Origin of the sequence: Microvirga sp. KLBC 81 (assembly GCF_003075415.1) — a bacterium.
Lineage (GTDB): Bacteria > Pseudomonadota > Alphaproteobacteria > Rhizobiales > Beijerinckiaceae > Microvirga.
Window position 1 is genome coordinate 197,077 of the sequence record NZ_QDAH01000004.1, and the last position, 22,963, is coordinate 220,039.

22 protein-coding genes are annotated in these 22,963 nt (G+C 59.4%); 14 read left to right on the forward strand and 8 right to left on the reverse strand.

Going from position 1 to position 22,963, the window contains the following annotated elements:
* Position 1: 1 nt before the first annotated feature.
* From DC522_RS04955 to DC522_RS04975, 5 genes are all read left to right on the forward strand, one after another.
* Positions 2-1,402, forward strand: coding sequence for a CpaF family protein (locus DC522_RS04955; protein WP_116527586.1), 1,401 nt, complete (start codon positions 2-4; stop codon positions 1,400-1,402).
* A gap of 8 nt (positions 1,403-1,410) precedes the next feature.
* Positions 1,411-2,349, forward strand: coding sequence for a type II secretion system F family protein (locus tag DC522_RS04960; RefSeq protein ID WP_116527587.1), 939 nt, complete (start codon positions 1,411-1,413; stop codon positions 2,347-2,349).
* Positions 2,350-2,353: 4 nt separating this feature from the next.
* Positions 2,354-3,277, forward strand: coding sequence for a type II secretion system F family protein (locus DC522_RS04965; protein ID WP_116527588.1), 924 nt, complete (start codon positions 2,354-2,356; stop codon positions 3,275-3,277).
* 35 nt (positions 3,278-3,312) lie between these two features.
* Positions 3,313-3,783: a tetratricopeptide repeat protein gene (locus tag DC522_RS04970; protein ID WP_245443962.1), complete on the forward strand. Its 471-nt coding sequence runs from the start codon at positions 3,313-3,315 to the stop codon at positions 3,781-3,783.
* Positions 3,784-3,873: 90 nt separating this feature from the next.
* Positions 3,874-4,416, forward strand: a complete 543-nt coding sequence (locus tag DC522_RS04975; RefSeq protein WP_245443964.1) for a TIGR02281 family clan AA aspartic protease — start codon at positions 3,874-3,876, stop codon at positions 4,414-4,416.
* Positions 4,417-4,701: 285 nt separating this feature from the next.
* On the opposite strand, the gene DC522_RS37175 is transcribed toward DC522_RS04975, so the two are convergent.
* The 4 genes from DC522_RS37175 to DC522_RS04995 all read right to left on the reverse strand — a co-directional run bounded on the left by DC522_RS37175 (position 4,702) and on the right by DC522_RS04995 (position 10,664).
* Positions 4,702-5,376: an HNH endonuclease gene (locus tag DC522_RS37175; protein WP_116527591.1), complete on the reverse strand. Its 675-nt coding sequence runs from the start codon at positions 5,374-5,376 to the stop codon at positions 4,702-4,704.
* Between the two features lie 794 nt (positions 5,377-6,170).
* Positions 6,171-9,596: an acyl-[ACP]--phospholipid O-acyltransferase gene (locus DC522_RS04985; RefSeq protein ID WP_205769505.1), complete on the reverse strand. Its 3,426-nt coding sequence runs from the start codon at positions 9,594-9,596 to the stop codon at positions 6,171-6,173.
* Between the two features lie 93 nt (positions 9,597-9,689).
* Positions 9,690-9,956, reverse strand: a complete 267-nt coding sequence (locus DC522_RS04990; protein ID WP_116527592.1) for a YiaA/YiaB family inner membrane protein — start codon at positions 9,954-9,956, stop codon at positions 9,690-9,692.
* Between the two features lie 18 nt (positions 9,957-9,974).
* Entirely contained in the window at positions 9,975-10,664 is a 690-nt protein-coding gene (locus DC522_RS04995; protein WP_116527593.1) for a PspA/IM30 family protein, read from the reverse strand.
* Positions 10,665-10,765: 101 nt separating this feature from the next.
* Here DC522_RS04995 and DC522_RS05000 point away from each other — a divergent pair, with 101 nt between their 5' ends.
* The 4 genes from DC522_RS05000 (at position 10,766) to DC522_RS05020 (ending at position 14,181) form a co-directional block, all read left to right on the forward strand.
* Positions 10,766-11,395 carry a TetR/AcrR family transcriptional regulator gene (locus DC522_RS05000; protein ID WP_165820056.1) on the forward strand — a complete coding sequence of 210 codons (630 nt, stop codon included), beginning with the start codon at positions 10,766-10,768 and terminating at the stop codon, positions 11,393-11,395.
* A gap of 279 nt (positions 11,396-11,674) precedes the next feature.
* The gene (locus DC522_RS05005) at positions 11,675-11,989 is read left to right on the forward strand and encodes a hypothetical protein (RefSeq protein ID WP_116527595.1); all 315 of its coding nucleotides are present in this window, start codon (positions 11,675-11,677) and stop codon (positions 11,987-11,989) included.
* A gap of 295 nt (positions 11,990-12,284) precedes the next feature.
* The gene (locus tag DC522_RS05010; protein WP_116527596.1) at positions 12,285-12,491 is read left to right on the forward strand and encodes a hypothetical protein; all 207 of its coding nucleotides are present in this window, start codon (positions 12,285-12,287) and stop codon (positions 12,489-12,491) included.
* A gap of 1,231 nt (positions 12,492-13,722) precedes the next feature.
* On the forward strand, positions 13,723-14,181 hold the full coding sequence (locus DC522_RS05020; protein ID WP_165820057.1) for a TadE/TadG family type IV pilus assembly protein: 459 nt from the start codon (positions 13,723-13,725) through the stop codon (positions 14,179-14,181).
* A gap of 462 nt (positions 14,182-14,643) precedes the next feature.
* Here DC522_RS05020 and DC522_RS05025 read toward each other — a convergent pair whose 3' ends face one another.
* Positions 14,644-14,943, reverse strand: a complete 300-nt coding sequence (locus DC522_RS05025) for a hypothetical protein (protein WP_116527599.1) — start codon at positions 14,941-14,943, stop codon at positions 14,644-14,646.
* Positions 14,944-16,048: 1,105 nt separating this feature from the next.
* On the opposite strand from DC522_RS05025, the gene DC522_RS05030 reads away from it, so the two are divergent.
* Positions 16,049-16,513: a hypothetical protein gene (locus DC522_RS05030; RefSeq protein ID WP_133239232.1), complete on the forward strand. Its 465-nt coding sequence runs from the start codon at positions 16,049-16,051 to the stop codon at positions 16,511-16,513.
* 228 nt (positions 16,514-16,741) lie between these two features.
* Here DC522_RS05030 and DC522_RS05035 read toward each other — a convergent pair whose 3' ends face one another.
* Together DC522_RS05035 and DC522_RS05040 are read right to left on the reverse strand one after the other, a co-directional pair.
* Entirely contained in the window at positions 16,742-17,710 is a 969-nt protein-coding gene (locus tag DC522_RS05035) for a hypothetical protein (RefSeq protein ID WP_133239233.1), read from the reverse strand.
* 136 nt (positions 17,711-17,846) lie between these two features.
* The gene (locus DC522_RS05040) at positions 17,847-18,155 is read right to left on the reverse strand and encodes a hypothetical protein (RefSeq protein ID WP_116527602.1); all 309 of its coding nucleotides are present in this window, start codon (positions 18,153-18,155) and stop codon (positions 17,847-17,849) included.
* 113 nt (positions 18,156-18,268) lie between these two features.
* Between DC522_RS05040 and galE the strand changes: the two genes are divergently transcribed.
* The 4 genes from galE (at position 18,269) to DC522_RS05060 (ending at position 22,246) form a co-directional block, all read left to right on the forward strand.
* Positions 18,269-19,261, forward strand: a complete 993-nt coding sequence (gene galE, locus DC522_RS05045) for a UDP-glucose 4-epimerase GalE (RefSeq protein WP_116527603.1) — start codon at positions 18,269-18,271, stop codon at positions 19,259-19,261.
* Positions 19,262-19,385: 124 nt separating this feature from the next.
* Positions 19,386-19,916, forward strand: coding sequence for a DoxX family protein (locus tag DC522_RS05050; protein ID WP_116527604.1), 531 nt, complete (start codon positions 19,386-19,388; stop codon positions 19,914-19,916).
* A gap of 171 nt (positions 19,917-20,087) precedes the next feature.
* Positions 20,088-21,167, forward strand: coding sequence for an outer-membrane lipoprotein carrier protein LolA (locus DC522_RS05055; RefSeq protein WP_116527605.1), 1,080 nt, complete (start codon positions 20,088-20,090; stop codon positions 21,165-21,167).
* A gap of 104 nt (positions 21,168-21,271) precedes the next feature.
* On the forward strand, positions 21,272-22,246 hold the full coding sequence (locus tag DC522_RS05060) for a phosphoribosylaminoimidazolesuccinocarboxamide synthase (protein WP_116527606.1): 975 nt from the start codon (positions 21,272-21,274) through the stop codon (positions 22,244-22,246).
* Here the strand turns inward: DC522_RS05060 and DC522_RS05065 are convergent.
* Positions 22,243-22,728, reverse strand: coding sequence for an Imm50 family immunity protein (locus DC522_RS05065; RefSeq protein WP_116527607.1), 486 nt, complete (start codon positions 22,726-22,728; stop codon positions 22,243-22,245). The two genes, DC522_RS05060 and DC522_RS05065, sit on opposite strands and share 4 nt — an antisense overlap.
* Positions 22,729-22,963 lie beyond the last annotated feature (235 nt).

The window sequence follows — 22,963 nt, forward strand, 5'->3', positions numbered from 1 at the left end:
GATGCGTTGGGGAAGATCCGAGCGGTGGCGCGCGAGCGAAGCCAAGAGTCAGGGCGTGGCTCTGGCCCTGATGCCGAAAGAGCCAGAACCTAAGACCGAAACCAAGATCTACGAGGAAGTCGTCGCTTCGAAGCCGACACTGATTGACGAGAAGGTCAAACTGCACGGCCAGTTGATTGAAGAGTTTAACCTGGCCCTTATTGAACGCGTCTCGCCGGAGGACTTGGCTCGCCAGGTGAAGCAGTTCGTCACTGAGTACGTGCAACGGGAGCGCGTGCCGCTCAATCAGAAGGAACTGGAGGCATTTTCCGACGAAGTGCTCGATGAGATGATCGGTCTTGGTCCGATCGAGCCGCTCCTGAAGGATCCAACGGTCAGCGATATCCTGATCAACGGGCACATGTCGGTTTTTGTAGAGCGCTTCGGACAATTGGAGCCGACAGCGACCCGCTTCAAGGACGAAGCCCATCTTCTGCGTATCGTCAATAAAATGGTCGCAACCATCGGCAGACGGGTGGACGAGGCTTCCCCGATGGTCGATGCCCGTCTGGCCGACGGGTCGCGCGTCAACGTTGCAGTCAGACCGGTTGCTGTCGACGGTCCCCTCGTTTCGATCCGCAAGTTCTCAAAACGCCCCTTCTCGTTGGACCGCCTCGTCGAGATCGGGGCACTGAAACCCGCCATCGCTGAGGTTCTTACAGCTGCGGTGAGCGGCCGGATGTCTATCATTGTATCGGGAGGTACCGGCTCAGGTAAAACGACGATGCTCAATGCCCTGTCATCGTACATCTCTCCCAAGGAACGCCTCATCACAATCGAGGATGCTGCCGAATTGCAGCTGCAGCAGCCGCACGTCGCGCGAATGGAGACCCGCCCTCCCAACATCGAGGGAAAGGGCGAAATCCGTCAGCGGGAATTGGTCAAGAACGCCCTGCGTATGCGCCCGGATCGGATCATCATGGGTGAGTGTCGTGGCGAGGAAGCCTTCGATATGTTGCAGGCGATGAATACCGGCCATGAAGGCTCGATGACTACCATTCACGCCAATAATCCGCGGGATGCGATCAAGCGCCTCGAGCAGATGGTGGGAATGGCGTCCATGCCTATGTCGATGGGAGCGATCCGCGGCCAGATTGCTTCCGCCATTCAGATCGTCGTTCAACTCCAGCGTCTCAGTGACGGTAAGCGGCGGTTGATGAGCGTATCCGAAATTACCGGCATGGAGGGCGAGGTCATCCAAATGCAGGAAATCTTCAAGTACGTCCGGGAAGGCATGGACGATCAGAACAACGTGATCGGCTCCTTCAGAGCCACGGGCGTGCGGCCGAAATTCGCCCAGGAGCTAAAATCGCATGGAGTGGACCTGCCCGGTCACCTCTTCGATCCCACTGTTGTTTTGTGAGACGTGCCATGAGTGAGCAGTGGACAATCTACATTCTGGTCTTTGGAGCCGTCTTTCTGGCAGTCCAGGGGCTCCGAGGCGTTCTTGCCACCCGGAAGCAAACACGGCGGACTGCAGAGAGGTTCGCCACGATCGACAACTTTGCCAAAAACCGCGAGGAGGTGGAGCTTCTCAAAAAGCGCACCGCCCTGAGGGGATGGCCAAGTGCTTTAAATCGGTTGAACAAACTAGTTATTCAATCCGGGACGAACCTGGATGGCACCAAACTGCTCCTTATCTATGCCGCTTTGTTTGCCGTCATATACGTCTTGACATGGAGGCTGAGCTCTGTTGCTGGCCTTGCGATCAGTGGCACCGTGCCAGCTGTGCTGCTGTTCCTTGTTCTTCTTCGGAAACGGTCGCGGCGTATGGGAAAGTTCGGTGAGCAGTTGCCGGATGTTCTTGATGTCGTTGTTCGGAGTCTCAAGGCGGGGCATCCTCTGCCGGTAGCCCTCTCCTTGGTCGGGCGGGAAATGCCGTCCCCGGCAGGGTCCGAATTCATGGTGGCCTTTGAAGAGATCAGCTACGGCCGTGAGGTGCGGGAAGCCCTGGAGGGCGTCTACGACAGGGTAGGGCACCCTGACTTGAAATTCCTGATCACGTCGATTGCTATTGCGCATCAGACGGGTGGCAATTTGGGTGAGATCCTGTCGCGCCTCTCTAAGCTGATCCGGGAGCGGTTTCGGATGAAACGGAAGATCAAGGCCCTCTCAGCCGAGGGGCGGATAGGTGGATATGTGCTATCGGCCGTGCCACTTGTAGTTTTTGGAGCTGTATCAGGTTTGAACCCTAGCTATTATGCCGAGTTCTGGGGGCACTCAGGCCAGAATACTATGCTCGGCCTTGCCACTTTTCTTCTTATTACAGGGAACATCATCATCTACAAGCTCGTGAACTTTAAGGTTTAGTGCAATGATAGATCCTACTGTATCGGCGTGGGCTGTTCCGCTCCTCATCTTCCTGTCGGTTGGACTTTTCGGATTTTTCATTGCAGCAAGTCTGCTGGAGGGGCGAAAGGTACGTGACCGCTATGCCGCTGCCTTTGCGGGTGGGGCCGTAGCTAATGGTGTGCCTCAAAATGCGGCTGACCGTCGCTTTCATGTAGATGCAAAGAAGCTGGGTCTCGATGCTGAGGCGAATAAGAAACTCCGGAACGATTTGATCAGGGCCGGGTACTTTGCTCCGAATGCCGTTCTGATCTACATGATCGTCCGGACTGTTTTAGTGATTCTTCTACCGCTGGCTGCCTACCTGGCGGTTCTGACGTATTTCGGGCACTTGCACGGTCTGCTGAAGTTTTTGATCGTTGCGGGCGCGTTTCTTGTCTCCTACTATTTGGGAAAAGCTTACCTGGGCCGCCGCCAGCGGCTATTGGAAAACGAGCATCGCCTCTTTTTCCCTGATTTCCTGGACATGCTGGTCGTCTGCGTCGACGCAGGTCTGAGCTTGGAGGCGGCCTTGGAGCGTGTCGCGCTGGAGATCGACACGAGCCAGCGGGCCTTCCGTATAAACCTGCAACTCATGATGGCCGAGATGCGGGCCGGCAAGAGGACGATTGACGCTCTCAAGGCTTTTTCGGAGCGTCTGGGGCTCGAAGAGGCCGCATCCCTCGCCACACTCCTCCAGCAATCGCTTGAACTCGGAACGGATGTCTCGGCGTCACTTTCAACCTACAGTGAGGAAATGCGGGACAAGCGAATGTCCCGGGCGGAGCAGAAGGCCTTTGCGTTGCCCGTCAAGATCACCCTACCGCTTGCGCTCTTTATCCTTCCGACAATTTTTATTGCCATCATGACGCCTGCTGTGATCAAGATGTCGACAACACTGTTCAAGTGAGTGCATATCAAGATCAAACGACTGGGGCATACCACGTGAGTAAACAGCTTTTTCTGGCACTTCCGCTTGTAGTTCTGATGGCGGGTTGTCAGTCTGTAACAGGGGGCAACGACGGCCTGGGAGGCACGCCTTCACCCGAAGCTTTCGTTGCCAGCAATGATCCGGCTTATCTGGGACGTGAGCACTTCACTCGGGCTAACTACGCCCTTGCCGAGGAGAATTTCCGCAAGGCCGTGGAGTTGAAGCCAAACGATGCAGCGTCATGGGTTGGTTTGGCTGCCAGTTATGACCAGTTGGGGCGCTTCGATCTTGCTGATCGTGCTTATGAAAAAGCCACCCAGCTTTCCGGCAATACTTTCGAAATCCTGAACAATCGTGGCTTTTCCTACATGCTGCGGGGTGACAACCGACAGGCGACCGTGATGTTCAAGAGGGCGAAAAGCCTGCGCCCGAACGATCCTGTGGTGAGCAATAACCTGCTCCTTCTGACGCAGGCCCGCACCTGATTCTCCTGTGCGGCCCGCAAGCCGTCTCTTTTTGGAGCATGGTATCGTCGCGCCGGCGCATTGATACTCCATCATCCAGAGAGGCTGTCCATGAAATCTAAAGTTGTCTTTCACGGTGCGGTTATTGGGATAGCCTTCACGGTCCTGCCGATAGCAGCATCTGGTAGCGAAATATCTGCTATGAGGCCGTTCATCGGCGAGACAACCCGGGAGTTCGAGGCCAGGAAACGGGGTATCGCCCTCGATAAAGAAAACGGCTCAGGGGATGCTTTCCGGGTGCCTGCCGATTCGAGCGGGCACTTTTTCGTTGAGCCGCTGCTCGATGGCGAACGTGTTCGCATGTTGGTCGATACGGGAGCCAGCCTTGTAGCGCTCTCTCATGAGGATGCCGAACGAATGTCCCTCTCCGTGTCCACGAGGGACTTCACCCGGCAGGTTGCAACTGCAAACGGGGTCGTGGAAGCTGCTCCAGTGCAGATTGCTGAAATCCAGCTCGCGGGCATCACCGTGCGCAACGTTGAAGCCCTCGTGTTGCCACCCGGTCGCCTCAAGACAAGCCTTCTCGGCATGACATTCTTGAAGAGACTCAGTGCCTTTGAGATCTTCGAGGGCCAGCTGGTTCTGCGGCAATAGAGGCGCTTGGTTTAGCGGCTTGGTAAACTCTTCGACTGAGAACCAGCAGGCGGTTCCGACCGGCGCCATGAGTATTTAGTCGTTGGAGAGAGAGCACATTGGAGGTTGCGTACAGGTGACTCTTGCTCCAGGCATCAAAACAAAGCCAGTAGAGATTCAGGCGCGCTCGCGCAAAGTATTTGGTCAGCGGGGAACGATCTGACCCGAAAGTTTCCGCTTCCAGGGGCTGTTTCGTCCACATGGGAGTGGCCGCTTCGAAGCCTCGGCCCTAAGATGCCGGATCTTCTAGCGTTTGGCACAGGCGGTTTGCCGGTGATCGCCCTTGGTTTTCTCACAGGCGCATGATTCATGGGCCGGCCCCAAATTGGAGAGATCGTCCGCGCCTCCGAGTTCGAGTGCACGGATGTGTTCGACGATCCATCGCTCACGTGCACCGTCAATCCTGCAGCCGCACAGGACACACCTGCCACCCGTCCTTTCCCAGGCCTGAAGCCGTCGACGTGCTGTCAAGTTCCGCCGAACCGTTGTGCCCACATCCACCGTGAGAACGAATGGCATGGCAGACCTGCTTCGTTCGTTGGGAGATAAAGAGGAAGTGCCGCGGGATCGCGCCTGCCGAATATCCTCAAGGAGGTCAGCGATCCGGTTAAAAAGGTGCTTACATTTAACCTGCAAGGCCTCACAGGCCGCGATGAGGTCAGGGGTCTTGCATTCGCGACGAGTCTTCGCGGGGACGGGGTGCACCCGAATCCCAAGGCAGGCAACGGTCGGGAGCCGGGTTTTGGTGGCCGATGATGTCGCTGCAGTCGTGACCGACGGCTTTGGATCGGAAGTACGGCGAGCTTTTGTCATGTTAGAGCCTCCTGCCTGAGATGAAGAGCTCTCGAAGGCGAGCGACCGAAACCAGGTCTGCTGAGAGGTTGGTCGCTCTGGGTAATGCTGTTCAATGTATAAATTCATCGACAGATGTATAGTCCCTCAACAAGTGATAATCTATGATAGCAAAATTTATTATTTTTACAGGTAAATACTTTAGGTATTGTATGATAGGTAAAATTAGTGCTTTTTCTGAACTATGCATATGTCATTTTAAAAATGACTCAATGGTTTTGGTGCGGATCGCTCATTACGGAGTCAAAGGAGAGGGCCTTCGTTCAGTCCCGGTGGAGTAAGCGGCGGAGGAGTGTTATCGGATCGCAACGCGTTAGCTGGAACGTCTCAGCCGCCCGGAGCGCAGTCATTTGCTGTGCGACCGCCGCGCTCCTCTGCAATGACCACTGCTTGCCCGCGCCAAACTGGTTGCCTTTTCTTGTTTCCTCTTATGCTGACTTAGAACATTTTTCGGCGAAGTGGATCCGGTTCGCCGTCAAAAATGCGGCAAACCAAAGAAAAGAGATGATTCCACGCAAGTGGAAACAGCTCTAGGCCGCCGCCGTCATCCTGATCGCTGCATTGACGCAGACAGTCATCGTCATGGCTCTCGTCGGCAATCAGAGTGCCGATCTCGATTCCTTTGACCGTGGGCTCAGCGCCGATGTTGTCATGCCGCTTTCCATCTGGATGGACGAGGCTACAACGACGCCATCTCGGTTTAGGGCAGCCCCGTCAACCGCGAGGGCCCCGCCGCTCGGGTCGGGCTGCACGGCGACGAGGCAACACATCCGTTTTAGGGATCGTGAAGGGTAGCGTGAGAAAGTGGGGGCAGGCTATATCCCCCCGCCCTCATCAGCATTCGATGCTTTATCTTCGGCCCACTATGCCGCGAGTTCGCTGTTTTCAAGCATCTGTGCAATCGCTGCATAGTCTGTCTTCCCCGTTGCTAGGGTCGGCAGAGACGAGACATGGATGACCTCGCGCGGGATCATGAGCTCCGGCAGCCCGGCCGCCCCGGCGAGCTCGATCCAACGCTGGCGAGTCAGGCCCACTGCTTCGGTCACCAGGATCACCTGCTCTCCCTTGCGAGCATCGGGGCGCGCCACGGCGGCATGCCGGACCTCGGGTGCAAAGCAGGAAGCCGCCTCCTCGACTGCTCCGAGTGACACCATTTCGCCCGCGATCTTGGCAAAGCGCTTGGCCCGACCACGGATTGCAACGAACCCGTCGTCATCGACCGTCACAATATCTCCAGTGTCATACCAGCCTTCGGCAGGGGCATCGAGGATTCCGGGGTTTGCGGCCCGGAAATAACCAAGCATGACGTTCGGCCCCCTCACGATGAGCCGCCCGCCTTCAGCGATCCCGGGCACCGGCTCAAGGCGGTAGCTGATCCCAGGCATGAAGCGGCCGACCGTGCCGGCTTTGGCGTGCATTGGTGTGTTGAACGAAATCACTGGCGCGGTCTCGGTTGCGCCATACCCCTCCAGGATGCGCACACCAAACCGATCACTCCAGATCTTGCGGGTTTCGTCGGAGACCCTCTCGGCGCCTGCCCCGATCAGGCGCACCGCATGAAAATCATAAGGATTGGCCATGCGGGCGTAGCCGCGGAGGAAAGTGTCGGTGCCGAACATGACCGTCGCATTGGTCTGATAGACCAGCTCCGGCACGATGCGGTAGTGGAGCGGCGATGGATAGAGGAAGGTGCGCACACCGGCGAGCACCGGCAGCAGGGTTCCGACTGTCAGCCCGAAGGAATGGAACATCGGCAGCGCGTTAAAGCAGACATCGCTCCGGTTGAAGGCGATCCGCGCGCCCACCTGATGCCGGTTAGCCTGAATGTTCCGATGGGACAGCACCACGCCCTTGGGCGATCCTTCGGAACCTGAAGTGAACAACACCACGGCTGGGCTGTCCGGATTGCAATCCCGATAGGCGAGGCCCGGCGTGAAGGACGCCAGAAGGCCACGGAGCTTGGCGCTCAGGCTAATCGTCTGCCTCAGGTCATCGAGATAGACGACGGTGACACGCTGGGAGAGCTGCTCCAGCACGGGTTCGAGTTTCGCTTTCGCGACGAACTGCCGGGCACACAGGACTGTCTTGATCCCGGCCGTCCGACAGGCGGCCTCGATCCCCGCAGCTCCCGCCGTCGGATTGAGCATCGCGGGCACCCGGTGATAAGCGTGAAGGGCAAGGAAGCCGACCAGCGCCCCAGCCGAATTCGGAAGCAGCACCCCGACAACCTCTCCTTCCGTGGTGACCTGCGTCAGGCGTCGTCCCAGCACAAAGGCGCCCGTGAGCAGCTTCCCGTAGGTGACGGGCTCAAAATTGATATCCTCGACGATGGGGAAGCCTCGGCCGTTGAGCCGGGTGGCTTCGATGAGCGAGCGCATCAGGGTCTTCGAGATGTCCGTTGTTGCAAAGATGGCATCCGACAGCACGTCGTACAGCTCGCGACCCGCAGCCCGGCGCCGGTCACGACCCTTCAGCGATGGGCTCAATGCCAGCTGTCGGGGCGGCAAGACGCTCATGCGCACTTTGGGAAGCGCCTTGCGCGCCACCCGGCCCTTCAGGCGGGTGAAGAACGTATGCTGCAGGCCATCGAGGCGAACCGGGATGAGATCGGCCCCTGTCTTGTCCGCAATCATGCCTGGACCATCATAGACCTTCATGAGCGAGCCCGTGACGGTCAGGCGGCCCTCAGGGAAAATCACCACCGGGCGCCCAGCTTCAACCTGGCGCACGAGTGACTTCATGGCCATCGGGTTAGTGGGATCAATCGGTGCAAAGTCGACAAGCCAGAGGATCGGCTTGACCCACCACCGTTGAGAGATCCGGGTGTCGACCGCAAAGATCGGATTGCCAGGCAGGAAGGCGGCCACCACGAGACCGTCCAGGAGTGACAGATGGTTGGCGACAATCACGCGGCGCTCGCCGGCAGCGGCAACGTTCTCGATACCTCGTACTTCGACGCGGTAGAGGGCTGTGAGGATCGCGCGCACGACGGACTTCAGGAACACGCGCGACAGCAGGCGGATGGCAATGACGGCCGCGATGAGATTGAGACCCGCCATGATCGCCAGCACCAGCGCCGGCGGTGTTTTCAGCACGGTTGTGAGGACGCCGAGCACGACGGCGCCTGCGACCATCATGAGGGAGTTGATGACATTGTTGGCACCGATCATCCGCGCTTTGGCCGATTCAGGCGCGTCGTGCTGCAATATCGCGTAGAGCGGCACCGCATAAAAGCCAGAGACAACCGACAGCACAAAGAGCGTGCTGATCAAAAGCAGCGCCCGCGGAGCTGTCAGTACGGCCCAGGCTGACTGTCCTGTGATGGTGGCAGGCGGCAGGGCAGCGACCACGATCGCCAACACCAGGAGCACGGCCGTCATGGCCAACCCGGCAAAGGGCACTGGCCGGGCCGTGATCTCGCCCTTCAGGTGACGGGCACAGGCCAGCGACCCGACCGCAATGCCAATCGAAAACACCGCCAGGAAGGCGCTGGCCACCGCCTCGTCGCCACCGAGCACGTCGCGGGTTAGGGGCGTCACCAGGGCCAGCACCGACGCCCCAACGGTCCAGAACCACGAGATGCCAAGAATGCACAGCCACAGACCGCGCTGGCTTTTGGCGTCGTCCAGAAGATCGCGCGTGTCCTGAAGCAGATTCCAGGACAGCGGCGGGCCTTGCACCACAGGAGGCGCTGGCGGGATCTGCCGGGCAGTGCCATAGCCGAGAACACCGACCGCGATGACTGCACCAGCTACCACCTGCGGGCCGTACTCGGATCCAATCAGAAGACCACCCGCAATGCTACCGATCAGGATCGCCAGAAAGGTGGCGCCCTCGACCAGGGCATTGCCGGCGACAAGCTCGTCATCGCGCAAGTGGGCCGGCAGCAGGCTGTACTTGACCGGGCCGAACAACGCCGCTTGGCACCCGAGCAGGAACAGTACGCCAAACAGGAACGGGATGCTGCCCGAGACGAGCGAGAATGCGGCGAGCACCATCAGGCCTAGCTCCGCGAGCTTGAGGCGGCGGGCGACCACGGCCTTGTCAAAGCGGTCAGCCAAGCGCCCGGCGAGACCAGAGAGTAGAATGAACGGCGCCACGAAGGTCGCCCCACCCAATGCAGTGAGCATGGCAGGATCGGCGCCGCCGGATGTAGTCAGGCGAAACACGATCAGCAGATTCATCGCCTGCTTGAATACATTGTCGTTGAAGCCCCCCAGAAACTGGGTCCAGAACAACGGCGCGAACTTGCGGTGGCGCAACAGGGGCAGGATTCGGGAATGGGACATGAGTCTGTCTCGACTGGGGGAATTTTGAATATTGGCAGGGCTGTCAGGAGAGTTTTCCAGCAACCCCGCCCCACCACAAGGATGTCTTTCGGGCTAGGCCGCCTCATCGCGCAACAGGCGCTCGGTCTTGACCTCATCAATCCGGTTGATCAGGCGTCGGGCCTCGTATTCGTCCCGCTGGGTCTTGGCCAATGTGAACGTTGAGCCAATCGAGAACACCGCGGCCATGGCGAGGTAGCCTTTGGCCCAGAGGTCGGCCGGCAGAGCGTAAATCCCGAGGGCGAGCATGCCAACGGCGAGCGCGAAGCTCACAAGGGTGAAGGCTTTCCAGGACGCGGTATGGGGCATTTGCGAATTCACTGATGTTCTCCTGATCGTTTACTGTTGCGGTGAGTTGGCTTGGGCCTTCAGGCGCGCAAGAACAGCCATGGGATCGGTTTTTGGAGAGGGGCCGTAGCCAGCTTCGGCAAGGGCGGCTGCGGCATCGTCCGCATTGTCAAGCGATCGCAGCGCCTCATCGAAATCGGCGGAGCGACCGCTACTTTCCTCAAGCCGGGACAGGGTCGCTTCTGCGGCCGCTAGCTTGCCGGTCGAGGCGGTCACGCCTTCGTGCGCCGAGAGGCCCGCACGGCGCAAGGAGGCGTCGACCCGGGCGCGCCGGTAGCCATCGCCGAGGCGGCGCAGCCGTTCCCTTCCCTGGGTGACGATTGCGCGCTGCTCCTGGATCGTGGCTTCGCGTTTATGAACATTGGCAGTCCGTTCGGTCCGCTCATCCTCAAGCGCGGCGATCTGCACGGAAGCTTTGAGGGCGAGATCCTCGCGGCTGTCGGCCAGCGCTTTTTTTGCGGATGTTGAGAGGGCCTCGATCTGGGCATCAATCTCGCGCAGGGAGCGCTGCTCGCCCTTCAGGGCGGCGATTGCTATGGCGAGATCTCGGCGGGCAGTATCGAGTGCAGCGGCTGCCTCGCGGATCTGCTGCCGCAGCAGCGGTAGGGCGACGCTGTTTTGGAACACTTCCTCCTGGTCCGCATACATGCCCCGGATCAGTGTGAGCACTGTTTGCAACATGGCTTCTCCCTTCTGCTATGGCCTTGTGGCCCCGCGGCAAGCGTTGTAAACACTGTTTACAGAATGAACATAGCAGGTTTTTTGCAGGACTCAAGAGTATCATGAACGCTGTTTACGAAACTCCTCAAGGGCCAGGCAGAGGGCCAAAAGACCGCGAACGCCGGGAACAAGACCGGGAACTGCTCATTGCTACTGCCCGCCGCCTCATCCATGAGAAAGGGTTGCGGAACCTGAGTGGGCGCGAGATCACCCAGACGGCTGGTTTTTCGCCGGGCTTCACCAACCGTCTGTTTGGTGGGCTAGACGGCCTTATTGTCGCCGCCAATCTTCCCACCCTACGGGCCCTGAAGGCACATCTGGCCCAGGCGGATCAACCGCGGGCGAGCGTTGAGGGTCGGCTCCTGGCACTCACCGACGCCTACATCATGTTTGCGGAACAGGAGGGCCAACTCTGGTGCGCCTTGTTTGAGCACCAAGTGGAGGCTGCCCCTGATGTAGTGGCCCACGAGATGAGTTCACTGTTCGCGCTGCTCGAACGGGTGTTGGCTGATGCGGGAGTAGCGGAGGAGGAGTGTCCTCTCATGGCTAAGGCATTTTGGTCCGGGGTTCATGGCATTGTGTATCTCGGGCGGACGGGGGGCTTGGGCCCGGTGGGACCGGACTCGGTTCGAGCTATGGTCCATCTGCTGGTCAGGACGCTGGCTCGGGGCCTCGCCGCCAGACCATCCTGAGATGGTCCAAACCAGACGCTCTAAGGACCAACCTAGCTTTTGAATGCCTGATCCCTAAAGCCGACTGACGATCGACCACACCTGGAAAGCCAACTGCAGGCAAACAGCCAGGCCACCGCTTGGGCGCTTTGGGCTTCCGGAGAGCCGCCCTGTTGTGCCGCAGGCATTCCCAGGACTGGCTTTGCTGTTCTGTGGACACCCAACATGCATCACTGCACTCGCCCAAGGCATGGAACCAAGCTTGGCCTTACGAAGTTTTCACGGAGGCAGGAGGTGCTCATGCGGATCGTTCTCGGCTTAGTGTTGGCCATCACAGCAGCTTCCGGAGCTTCGGCTGCGGATTTCGGGTCTGGCTCCTATGAGCCCGGCTACTATGAACCCGACATCGTGTACGCGGACGAAGTGTACGCGCCCCCACCATCCCGCCGCGTAGTCAGGGTTGGGCGCTTGCCCTGCGTAACCTGCCCGGGCGCTCGCCTGCCTTACGGGGGCCTGCGCCGAACCTATGAGGCAGATCTACCCTGGGGTGGGTTGCCAGAATACTGCCCACCGGAATTCGTGGCGCAGCAGCCAGTCCTTGTCCGCAAGTACTGAAAGCTCCAAAGCGGGTCAGGAACTGCGCCTCCACCCTGCACAAAATTCTCCTCTGCCGTAAGCCGGGTGTAGGACTCTCTTGCGCGACAACTTTGGGAAATGCAGACAGCATTGAACCAGGGTATGGCACAGCCCGTCCGCATGGCCTCGCCAATAGAGACTCCGGCTGATCAGTTCCGGTTTCTCCTAGACTGATATGAGTCATGAACCCTTCTGTGCCTGACTGGCTCCTCAGCCAGACGACACACCTGCTGTCGGTTGGGGACTGGACTTCCAGCGAAGTCCAAAGAGGCACATGCCGCACTGGAAATCCACGCGCTCCCACGCCCCGCACGCCGAGCGCGGTGAAGTTGAAAAGATCTCCGTCGAACGCATCCTCTTCGTTCTGGCGCAAGCCGCATTCCTGGCGATCATGCTGAAGATCCTCGACTGGAGCATCTGGTCCCCCATCGCTGATGTCTGGGCAAACGTATCTCACATCCTCTCAAAGCCCAGAACCTAATCAGCAGGCCCTGCGTAGAAGCCTCTCCCCAGGCCTACGTCTGCACCTCGCTATTTTTGGGCTTCTCGTCCTTCTGGCCTCTCAGCGCCAAAACCGGCGCCACCAGGGCTCTTTGATCCTGCACGAGGTTGAGTAAACAGGCCGACCGAGCCTCTGGAGTTCACGGATGCACTCTTGGCTAGCCCTGTAACGGCCCACACGCTCCTGCTGATCGCCTTGTCTAGAGCATCGGACCCAAATGTGGACTTGCACTTTTGGGATCCATCCGATGCTCCCTCTTATAGAGAGCGCATCGTTGGGTGCGGAAAACCGGGTCCACTTTTCGCTGACGCGGACCTGCGGTTCCGCACGATGCGCTAGCCATGGGCTGATCCCGTCGACCCGCATCGAGAGCAAATGCTGCACTCGCAGGACCGGCAGGCAGCAATATACCGAGGGCGATTGCCATTGAGCGTCGCGCACTCATCACATGGCCCGCCATTGACATCTTCTCCCTATCCTGCACTGCTCAGTAGACTGACGTCAGCTGCGAGATCTGCCGCTAAGATCAGTGATTGGATTTGTCCCAGTCTGTTGGGGTGTCGGTCGGCATAACCCACCTGCTCGCCCGTGCAAGCGCAGCATGCCTCACCGGTTTTGCCGTGATATCATGAGCTCTCGCAGACGAAGCAGGAGGCCCGCCCCGACAACAGCGAGCCCGATATAGCTTCCGAGCCACGCGAGTAATCCCAATCCCAGAGCATTCCCGACATAGTCTCCTCTGGGATCGAATGTCCCTGCCAAGAGGATCGGAATCCACGCTCCAATCAGGATCAGTGCTCCGGCTCCCAACACGGCACGAGGAGGGCGCGTCCTGGCCGTGAAAGCTGCAACGATCGCCACCAGAGCAGCCAGTAGCGCGACCACTATCATCGACCCAGGCCTCTCGGAACGACAAAAGAGATGAGGCGGTGTTCAAACCGCAGCATAATTTGAGCGGCTGCCTTGTGGTTTTGTCGGTCTACCAACAAGTAGGGCATTTTTGCCTAATCTCTCACACCCCGGCCTTGGCGCTCTCTTCCCCGGCAAGGCAAAGCTTGGATGACGGCTTACCACTCCCGGTGATGCAGGTCGAACCACTCTAAAGAGGTACCAACTCAGCCAAAGGAGACATTGCTGCTCCAGGGCAGGTATGGCTTCCTAAAGCGAACGAAGAAAGGGGCAGCGGGGGATGGACCGGCTTACGAGGATCATGAAGAGGCCCTTGGAACTGTGGCAGGATCAGTCTGGTGCGGCGTTGGTCGAGGCGGCAATCGTTGTTCCCGTCGCCCTCATTGTCCTTGCCGGCGGCCTGGAACTGGGGCGTGCCATTTCGTATCACCATGCGGCCGACAAAGCTGTTCGGAATGCCGCCCGTTACATCGCCAGGGTTCCGGCGGCGGACGTCAGCAACGATCAGAATGCAGAAAATCTGGTTCGTTACGGCACTTGGTCATCCTCCGTTCCATCAGGAGTGCGATCCGCCTTGTCGCCCGGCAATGTAACGGACGTGAGGGTGGTCGTGACCGATGATGCGGCAACGCCTCCGCGACCAGTCCGCGTCCGTCTTGAGGCTGATGTTCAGTATTCGCTTCCGCTTCTCACAATCCTCGACAGTAATGCCTCCCTTTCCGTCACGGTCGCCCACGAGCAGCCGTACATCGGCGAGTAGGGTTCTCGAGCCGGCGCAGCGAAGCGCTCGCCGCGTTCACTTTGGTGCTCCAGAGCATTCTGGCACTGACGGCAGATAGTACTGCCGCAGCGCTGCAAAAGCTGCCGACTTGCGTGGAACGGTGCAGCGCTTCCACGTCGTTCGCCTTGATGAAAGCCTTGGCAACATCTATGGCTTTGAGGGACTGTGTTTTCGAGCGCCAACGTGAGGGCCAGCGGAAAACATGATCACGCGGCGGCGCTCTTGTTCGGCCCTGCACAGATCACAGGCCCACTCTCAGTCTGGGTCTCACAGCCTGCGCGGGTTTCGCCATCGGCAGCTCATCCGATCCTGAGGCTTGGAACGAGATTGCCAGATGCCAACCTGTGGGAACTGGCCGAGGCAGTTGGACAGGATGTTGAACCTGCACTTCGTGATTGTTCGCAGAGCGCCAACCGCCTGCTTCGCGAGCCGTGAGCCTGGTCAGGATTCCGATTGTGTGGGTTTGAGCCGGAGCCACAATCTGTTAACGGCCACGGCAATCAGCACGGCCCCCCCCGCGCAGACCACCACGACGCAAGTCGCAAACCCGCCGGCTGCGAGAAAGTGAACTGGCGTGAACGCTCCGGTGAGCACAAGTTTAACCGCTGCAACGATCCAAGCAATGACAACAACGGCAAGCACGTCGTTGGTTTCGCCCGGAGCAACAATTTGAACATGATTGTCATTGACGTCCAGCGGACGCTGTCTCGATGCCCGTTCAAATGAATTGCCGATGTCCATCTGGAAGCCCCCTCGATAAAGCCAAGTATACTGCGCTTGCCTTCAGGGTGATTAGCTCAGGAGGGGTAGATTCAGGCGCATTAGAGATGCACATCCTCAAAAGGATTAGCCGAGAGGTTCTGTCTGTGAGGCACGTAAAGAAATCGCTCAAACTGACGAGCTCTGCCTGATCAGCAAGGTACCTTCAGGCAGGCTTCGCTTCTCTCCTAGAATGAGCGTTCAGCCTCTTGCGGTCCACCATTGCTCTATAGATCTATTTACAACTAAAAATTGTAAATAGATCTATCAGCCACTGATTGTCCGATGCTAGCCACGGAGGGCGGCGAGCCCAGTCGGGCTGCAGAGGCAGGAAGCTGTGTCTTTGAGTTCTGGCAGAACGAACCCAATCAAGACGGGCCCAAGATGGGGCTCATCACCCGTGGCGTGCCGGCGGGCGTGAGTTGCTGCGGGGATACACCTTCGCTCCTTCTTTTCCCGCCCCACGCCAGTGGAGAATGGAACGACCGAAGCTCAGGCCAGCTTTAGAGTCCCTCTTCTCACGTTTGCGCCACGAGCCTGTTACGGTTAAGGTTGTTCACTTACAGCCGGGTTGTGAGGAGTGTGTCGTGCCTTCGATGGCGCATTGGGCTGATTGGTGGTGTCGCTTGCTCGGGTTCCCAGGCGGCTGCTATGGACTGTCTCCACCCGAGATGATCATCGTGTTCGGTTTAGCGCTTGCTGCCTGCATGTTTGCAGTGCTGACTTTAGTCAAACTCGCAGCCAAACTGTAATACTCGTTGGGGACAGAAATCGGGACTGACCCAAATTGCCTCAGGGCCGTTTGAGAATAAGCCCCAACGGGCTTAAGACTCCGATCCCCACAAGCACGTATCTCAAAACAATGAATCCCTTTGTTGTGTCGCATTGACAAATGCTAAGGGCTTGCATGCTATCCTCCCGGCCAGACCTGATCCAACGGGCGAACACTACGAGACTGGCAGCTGGAGGGCGGATGAAACGACGAGTGCTCATGCTACTCAGCCTGCTGCTGGCGCCGCCAGTGGCTGCCCAAACTTTCGTAGTCGGGGAGAGCGGATGGCATCTCGAGCGCCTTGCGGACGATTTCGTGCTTCTGCGCACCGATGTGCAGCAGTTCGAATCGGCTGACCGGCTCCCTCGTCAAGGTCTCCTGATGCTCACCTGCGAGCGGCAGGCGCGTCGCATCCGATTCCAGATCGGAAGCTCGCCGCGCCTGCCGAACACTCAATTCTCCGAGCTGGGGCGAGCCCGCATGCGTGGCGAGCGTGCAGGAGCCTCACTGATGCTTAAAGCGGTACACCCGCAGGTCCGCTTCTTCCAAGATGGAAGTTTTGAATTTCTCGAAGCAATCGGTTTTAGTGACGCCGTTATGCGGGAGTTTCTGAGCTTGCTGCAGCAATTGCCCACTCAGCTCGAAATCGTGCTCTTCAAGGGGCCCGAAACGAGAGCGTTCCTGCGCGGGACGGCGCTCCGCTTCCATTTGGTGCGCCTCAACGATAGCCTTGGTAATATTTATGGCTTCGAGGGATTGTGCTTTCGCGCACCGAGGTGAAGGGTGGTCCGGTTTCAGTCACACGACCTTTAGGCAAGAACGAAGGGTTTCCTTATCAAACTTGCGTTCTGATTGTGCTCCAGGAGAAGAAAAAGCCCTCTGAAAATCGCGAACTGAGGCGTGACCACAAAGGGGCTCATCAAGAAGCCGATCTGCCCGACAGCGCCCATTCCACATTCACGGCTTTGCAGCGCCTGCGGATTCCAGTGCTCCGCCCTTGGTCATGAGTCAGATCCAAGTCCGTGCAACTGTGGAGGGCGGATGGCCACGGCCGGGTGCAATGCGATGGAGCCGCATCGGTTCGTAATGATCCTCGGCGGCGCCAGAGGCAGGGAAGTGATCAGCGAACTCGTCGGAGACGAAGAAGGCGTTCACGCCATTGATGTCGCACCCGACGAGTTTCAGGCCTTTATCCCGCCCGATCATCTCGAGGGCCTTGAGGCTCGCGCCATACCAATTTGTCTGCGTCCAGAAAATCGCAGGATCTGGGCTCGCCTCGGCTGCGACCGAGGGGGGCAGGGCAGCATTGTATTCAAGGCACCCCACTCGCGAGCGAAACGTGAGAGCCCGCCAGACGTGGGATGTGTTGTGGTCGATATCGAGAGACAGGAAATCAAACGTGCGAGGCACGCCCGCCTGCTCGAAGAGCTCGTTCACATTGTCGGTCGTGACCATAGCCTGCACGATCTTGAGCGATCCGGCCTCGATGAACTGCGCAAAGGTTTCCGATGCCGATGCGACGGATGCTTCGTTCCCTTCGAACCATACACCTCGCCACCCTTGCTCCAGTAAAAGGCGAGTGTTGTTCTGCTGGCCGTTTTCGATGCCGATCTCGACGAAGAATCTGTCAGAAGTCCCAATTCGCCGGAAGATCTCCCCAATAATCCCATCTTCGCCGTTTTGGCTGTAAACTCTGGAGTCGAAGCGCGAAATCGACTTGGGATCCTTATATCTGCCCGTTTCCTGCCAGAGCTTGAAGATAAGGTCTTCGCTAACAAGTTCCTGGTTCAGGTTCTGGGCGACTCGAATAAGCTCTTCAAGCCGATGAATTAACAAGCCTGTATTTCGATCCGCGCTGCTCAGAATTTCCTTTTGTAAAAGGTCGGCTTTGCTAAGCTTTTCTTGGTGCAGCCGGTTCGCCTCTTCGCCCCACAGAAAGTCTGCTAGAGACTTGAGCTTCCTAGTAAGTCTACGCATCTGAACCTTCCGTCGAGCGATATCGCTTTTCATTATGACACTGAGTGCCAACATTCAATGATGGGCCTGGCCTGGTCGCGGTCGCCCTCCCCATTGGACGGACTTGCTCTATCATAACGAAGGCTAAGCCTTTGCTTCACTTGATCGCATCGAAGATCGGCCCTGAGCACTGGACGACGAAGATCAGGAGCAGGATGCCGATGAACCAGAGAAGCGAGCCTGACTTCTGTGGCTTTGAGGGAGCTGCGGCAGCCGGTACTTGAGGCTTGAAGATGGGGACAGGCGGGGCGGGGAGACGCTCGATGAGTTCGGCTGCTTCCGCCTGAACGCGGCCTGCCGTGCCGATGAACCGGAAATGCACGGGGATGCCGCCGACGAAGCCGACTTCCGCCGGCTGGATCTCGGAATCATGGCGGACCCACCAATATTCCGTGCGTTCGTTCATGCTGCAGCCTCTCACAAATGGAAGGGTACTCAGCCTGTTTTGCCAGGAGGTTGCGCTGGAAATCCAGTGTCATTCGGGCAACGATGACGAAAATGGCAGTTCGAGGAGATCCCGTGAACGTTCTGGTGACTGGGGGCGCCGGTTATATCGGCGGCCACATGGTGCTGGCCCTGCGCGATGCCGGGCTGAGACCCGTGGTGTTGGACAATCTCTCGACCGGGTTTCGCTGGTCGGTGCCGGAGGATGTGCCGCTCGTCGTCGGCGATGCGGGTGATTACGAGCTGGTGCTGCAGACGCTGAAAGCCCATTCCATCGACGCCATCGTGCATTTCGCCGCCAAGCTCGTCGTGCCGGAATCCGTTCGCGATCCCCTCGGCTATTACCTGAACAACACCGTCAAAAGCCGCTCCCTCCTGGCGGCGGCGGTGGCGGCGGGCATCAAGATCTTCGTCTTTTCCTCGACCGCGGCGGTCTATGGCAACGCGTCCGAGAAGCCGCTCGCAGAGGACGCGCCGCTTGCGCCATTGTCGCCCTATGGCAGCTCCAAGCAGCTGACCGAGGTGATGCTGCGCGATGTGGCGGCGGTCCACGACATGCGCTTTGTCGCCATCCGCTATTTCAACGTGGCGGGAGCCGACCCCACCATGCGCCACGGCCAGTCGACCGCGAATGCGACCCACCTCATCAAGGTGGCAGTCCAGACGGCGCTCGGCATGCGCCCTTCCATGGAAGTCTACGGAACGGATTATCCGACGCCGGACGGCACCTGCATCCGCGACTACATTCATGTGACCGATCTGATCGCGGCCCACATGCAGGCGCTGGACTATCTGCGGAAGGGCGGCGAGAGCGTCATCGTAAATTGCGGCTACGGGCACGGCTATTCCGTTTCGGAGGTCATCGACACCGTGCGCAAGGTCTCGGGGAGGCCGATCGAGGCCCGGGTCGCACCCCGCCGCGCGGGAGATCCGGCCACCATCGTGGCGGATTCGACCCGCATCCGCGCGCGGCTCAACTGGCAGCCCCGCTATGACGATCTTGCCACCATCGTGGATCACACCCTGCGCTGGGAGAGCATGCTGCGCGAGCGGAACCTGACGCTGTGACAGGGCGCTCTCAAGGCACCGTGGACAAGTCAGCGACGCTAAGAACAGGTTAAGAACCTCTGCCTCTAATACGCAGCGGCGGCCCCCGATTCTGGCCGCAGCCGAAGAGGTGAGGGGCTTGGTCATGAATGCGGGCACAACGAATGGAATCCTGCTCCTGAGCCGCCTGTTGCTCGCGGGCTGCTTCCTGCCGCCCGCTATTGCCCGGCTCACCAACATCTCGGGGTTTGCGGCCGCGCTGACCATGAAGGGTGTCCCTTACGGGGATATCGTGGCCACCATGATCGTGGTGGCCGAGATCGTGGCTCCGCTTGCCTTGATCCTCGGCATCGCGCCTCGCGCCACCGCCTCCGCACTGATTGCCGCCCTCGTCATCACCACCGGCGCCCTGCACCGGTTCTGGGATTATGGCGGCCTGACCCGTCAGGGAGAGCAGGCGATATTCCTCGCCAATCTCGGGGTTTTATCGGGGCTCCTGTTCTACATGCTCGTGGGCCCCGGCGCCTGGAGCTGGCAGAGTTGGGTGGGCGGCATCGGCGCGAAGAAGCCTGCCAAGAAGAAACGCCAGTCCCGCCCGCGCGCGGCGAAGCCGAAGCCCGCTCCGGCCCGGCCCATGCCCATGGATGACGAGGACGAGTACGCCGACGCGGCCTGACCGGCGATTGAGCCGTGTAAAGCCGCGCCCGATCCCTGGACGCGACTCGCTTTCATCTGCAAGCTCCTGCCTTCATTCAGCCTCTAATCGAAGCGATAAGGCGTGACCGCCACGGTATGCGGTTTCCAGCCGTGGCAGCCGTTTCTTGTTTTTCGGGTTTGCAGTCGAGTCATGCTCAAGAAGTCCTTGCGTTGCTTTATCGGTCTCGCCGTCGTGGCCGCGTGTGCGTCTCCCGCCACTGCTCAGCAACGCACGCGCGATCCGCTGACACGCTTTCTGGACGGCATCTTCAAGCCCAATCAGGGGCAGGGCACGCCTACAGCCGAGCCTCAGGCCGCACCAGCCCCGCAGGCAGCGGAACCAGCACCTGCGACCCCCGCCAAGCCTCAGGCCACGCCGAAGGCCAAAACCGCCGCGCCTAAGCCGAATCCTCCCGCCAAACAGCAGGCCGCGCAGCCCAAGCCTCAAGTCCGGCCGCAGGCGCAGCCGGTCACCGCAGCGCCTGCGGCCGCTCCCAAACCGGCTCCTGCCGAGCCTGAGGTCAAGCAGGCGGCTCCTGTCGCGCCCGAGTCTCCCGCCCAAGCTGCCGAGAGGCCGAAGGCTCCTGAGCCTGCTCCGGTAAAGGTCGCCGAGCCGCCGAAGCCCGCTCGCTCGACGCCCGCTCAGGCTGCTCCGACGCCGACCCCGGTCGCGGCGGCTGCCGCACCCGCGACGCCCGTTTCGCCGCCGAACCCGACCTCGCCCGCGGCCGCTCTGGAGCGGGTGAACGCCTATTTCAACAACATGGACACGCTGTCTGCCTATTTCGTCCAGAAGAACCCCAACGGCCAGCAGGTGGAGGGTACGCTCTCCGTCCGGCGCCCGGGGCAGCTGCATTTCGCCTATGCGCCGCCGAGCACGCTCGAAATCGTCTCCGACGGCCGCAACGTGGCGATCCGGGACAAGAAGCTCGGCACCAACGACGTCTATCCCGTCAGCCAGACACCCCTGAAATTCCTGTTGCAGGACAATGTGGACCTGGCGCGGGATACGAAGGTCCGCGACGTGCAGATCGCCCGTGACGGGATGATCACCGTGATCTTCGACGACAGCGCCACATTGGGCGGCACGTCCAAGATTACGCTTCGTTTCGACAGCCGCGCCAATGCCCTCAGGCAATGGACGGTCGTGGACAGCCAGGGCTATGAGACCACCGTGGTTCTCTCCGGCCTCAACGTGGTGCCGCGCCGGAACGCCAGTGCCGCCAACTGAACCCGTGGAAAGGCTGAACTTTCTGAGCTTTAGGCCTAGCCTGCCGGTCAATTCAGTCTAGAACTCGGCGGACGAGAACCCGAACAGCCGTGTGGCAGGTGAGCATGGTCGATCAAGCAGCCCTTCGGGCATATGCCGGTTACGTCCTCGATGATGCGACGATCCCGGAACTGCCGAACCATTACCGCGGCAAGGTGCGCGACAACTATGATCTGCCGGACGGGCGGCGCATCATCATCGCCTCCGACCGCATCAGCGCCTTCGATATCAATCTCGCGTCCATTCCGCTGAAAGGGCAGGTGCTCACCCAGACCGCCCGCTTCTGGTTCGAGAAGACGGCGGACATATGCCCCAACCACATCATCGAATATCCCGATCCCAACGTGGCTTTGTGTAAGAAGCTTACCATCCTGCCAGTGGAGATCGTGGTGCGCGATTACCTTGCCGGCACCACGGGCACCTCGATCCTCTCGCTCTACAAGCAGGGCCAGCGGGAGATGTACGGCATCCGGCTTCCGGACGGCATGCGCGACAACCAGAAGCTGCCGCAGACCATCATCACGCCCACCACGAAGGCCTTCCATGGCGGCCATGATGAGCCTTTGACCGCGCGTGAGATCGTGGAGCGCAAACTGCTCACCGCCGAGCAATGGAAGACCGTTTCCGATTATGCGCTCGCGCTCTTCGCCAAGGGCCGCGAGATGGCCGCCGCGCGCGGTCTCATCCTCGTCGACACGAAATACGAATTCGGCATCGACGAGGCAGGCCAAATCATGATCGCCGACGAGATCCACACGCCCGACAGCAGCCGCTACTGGTTCGCCGAGAGCTATCCTCAGCGCTTCGAGGCAGGCGAGCGCCCCGAGAGCTTCGACAAGGACTTCGTCCGCAGCTGGGTCGTCGCCCGCTGCGATCCTTACAAGGATCCGATCCCGGAAATCCCCGCCGACGTGATCCTCGAGACCTCGCGGGTCTATATCGACGCCTACGAGCGCATCACCGGCCAGCCCTTCGCACTGCCGGACGCAAGCGTGCCGGTGCTGGAGCGGATCCGGAAGAACTTGGCGCAGTATTTTTAATCCTGGTGCAGCGTGTCCTCAGGCTTGCCGGGTGTCAGGGTGATGCTGACACGGTGAGCTTGGATCTTGCCTGATAGTCCATAGCAAGGCTCAAGAATGATCTCGAAGAGATCAGGCAGCGGCTCTGGCGGCTTGAGCCATTGCATGTTGAATGAAGGCACCTCGCGCGCGATCTTCCTCAGCTCCAGACCATAAATGACGTTCTGGATGCTGAAGTCTTCCAGTTGCAGTTCTGTGATGTATTCCAGCGTGAAGGTGACGATAACGTCTTTGATGAATGGAGGCCATGTATCGGTCTCTCTTTCCGTTACCGTTTCCCATGTATGAATTTTAAGCGTGCTTTCTCCTTTGCGATTGAGATGCAGCGAAATGATCTCAGCATCATGGAAGTCAGGCACATAGCCGAACCACGCCAGCAACTCCGCGCCGCCGGGCACGGAAGCGAAATCGCTATTGAGGTTAGAGGGATCTTCGTCTGACATGATCTGACAATAAACCTATCTGCCGCCCAAAGCCACGGCACACAGCATCGCTGAGTGTAGCAAGCTAACGAAATCTATCGCCCGATGACTGCCCTCCATCCGTCAGGGGATCCCGAAGGGATGGTGCGGCGTTTGTCAGGGATCCGGAATCCACGTTCGGCGACATCGATGAGTGAATCAACTCCGGCGCTTCGTGCGCGAATCAAGGATATTGACCTCGACCTCGGCTGCGTCG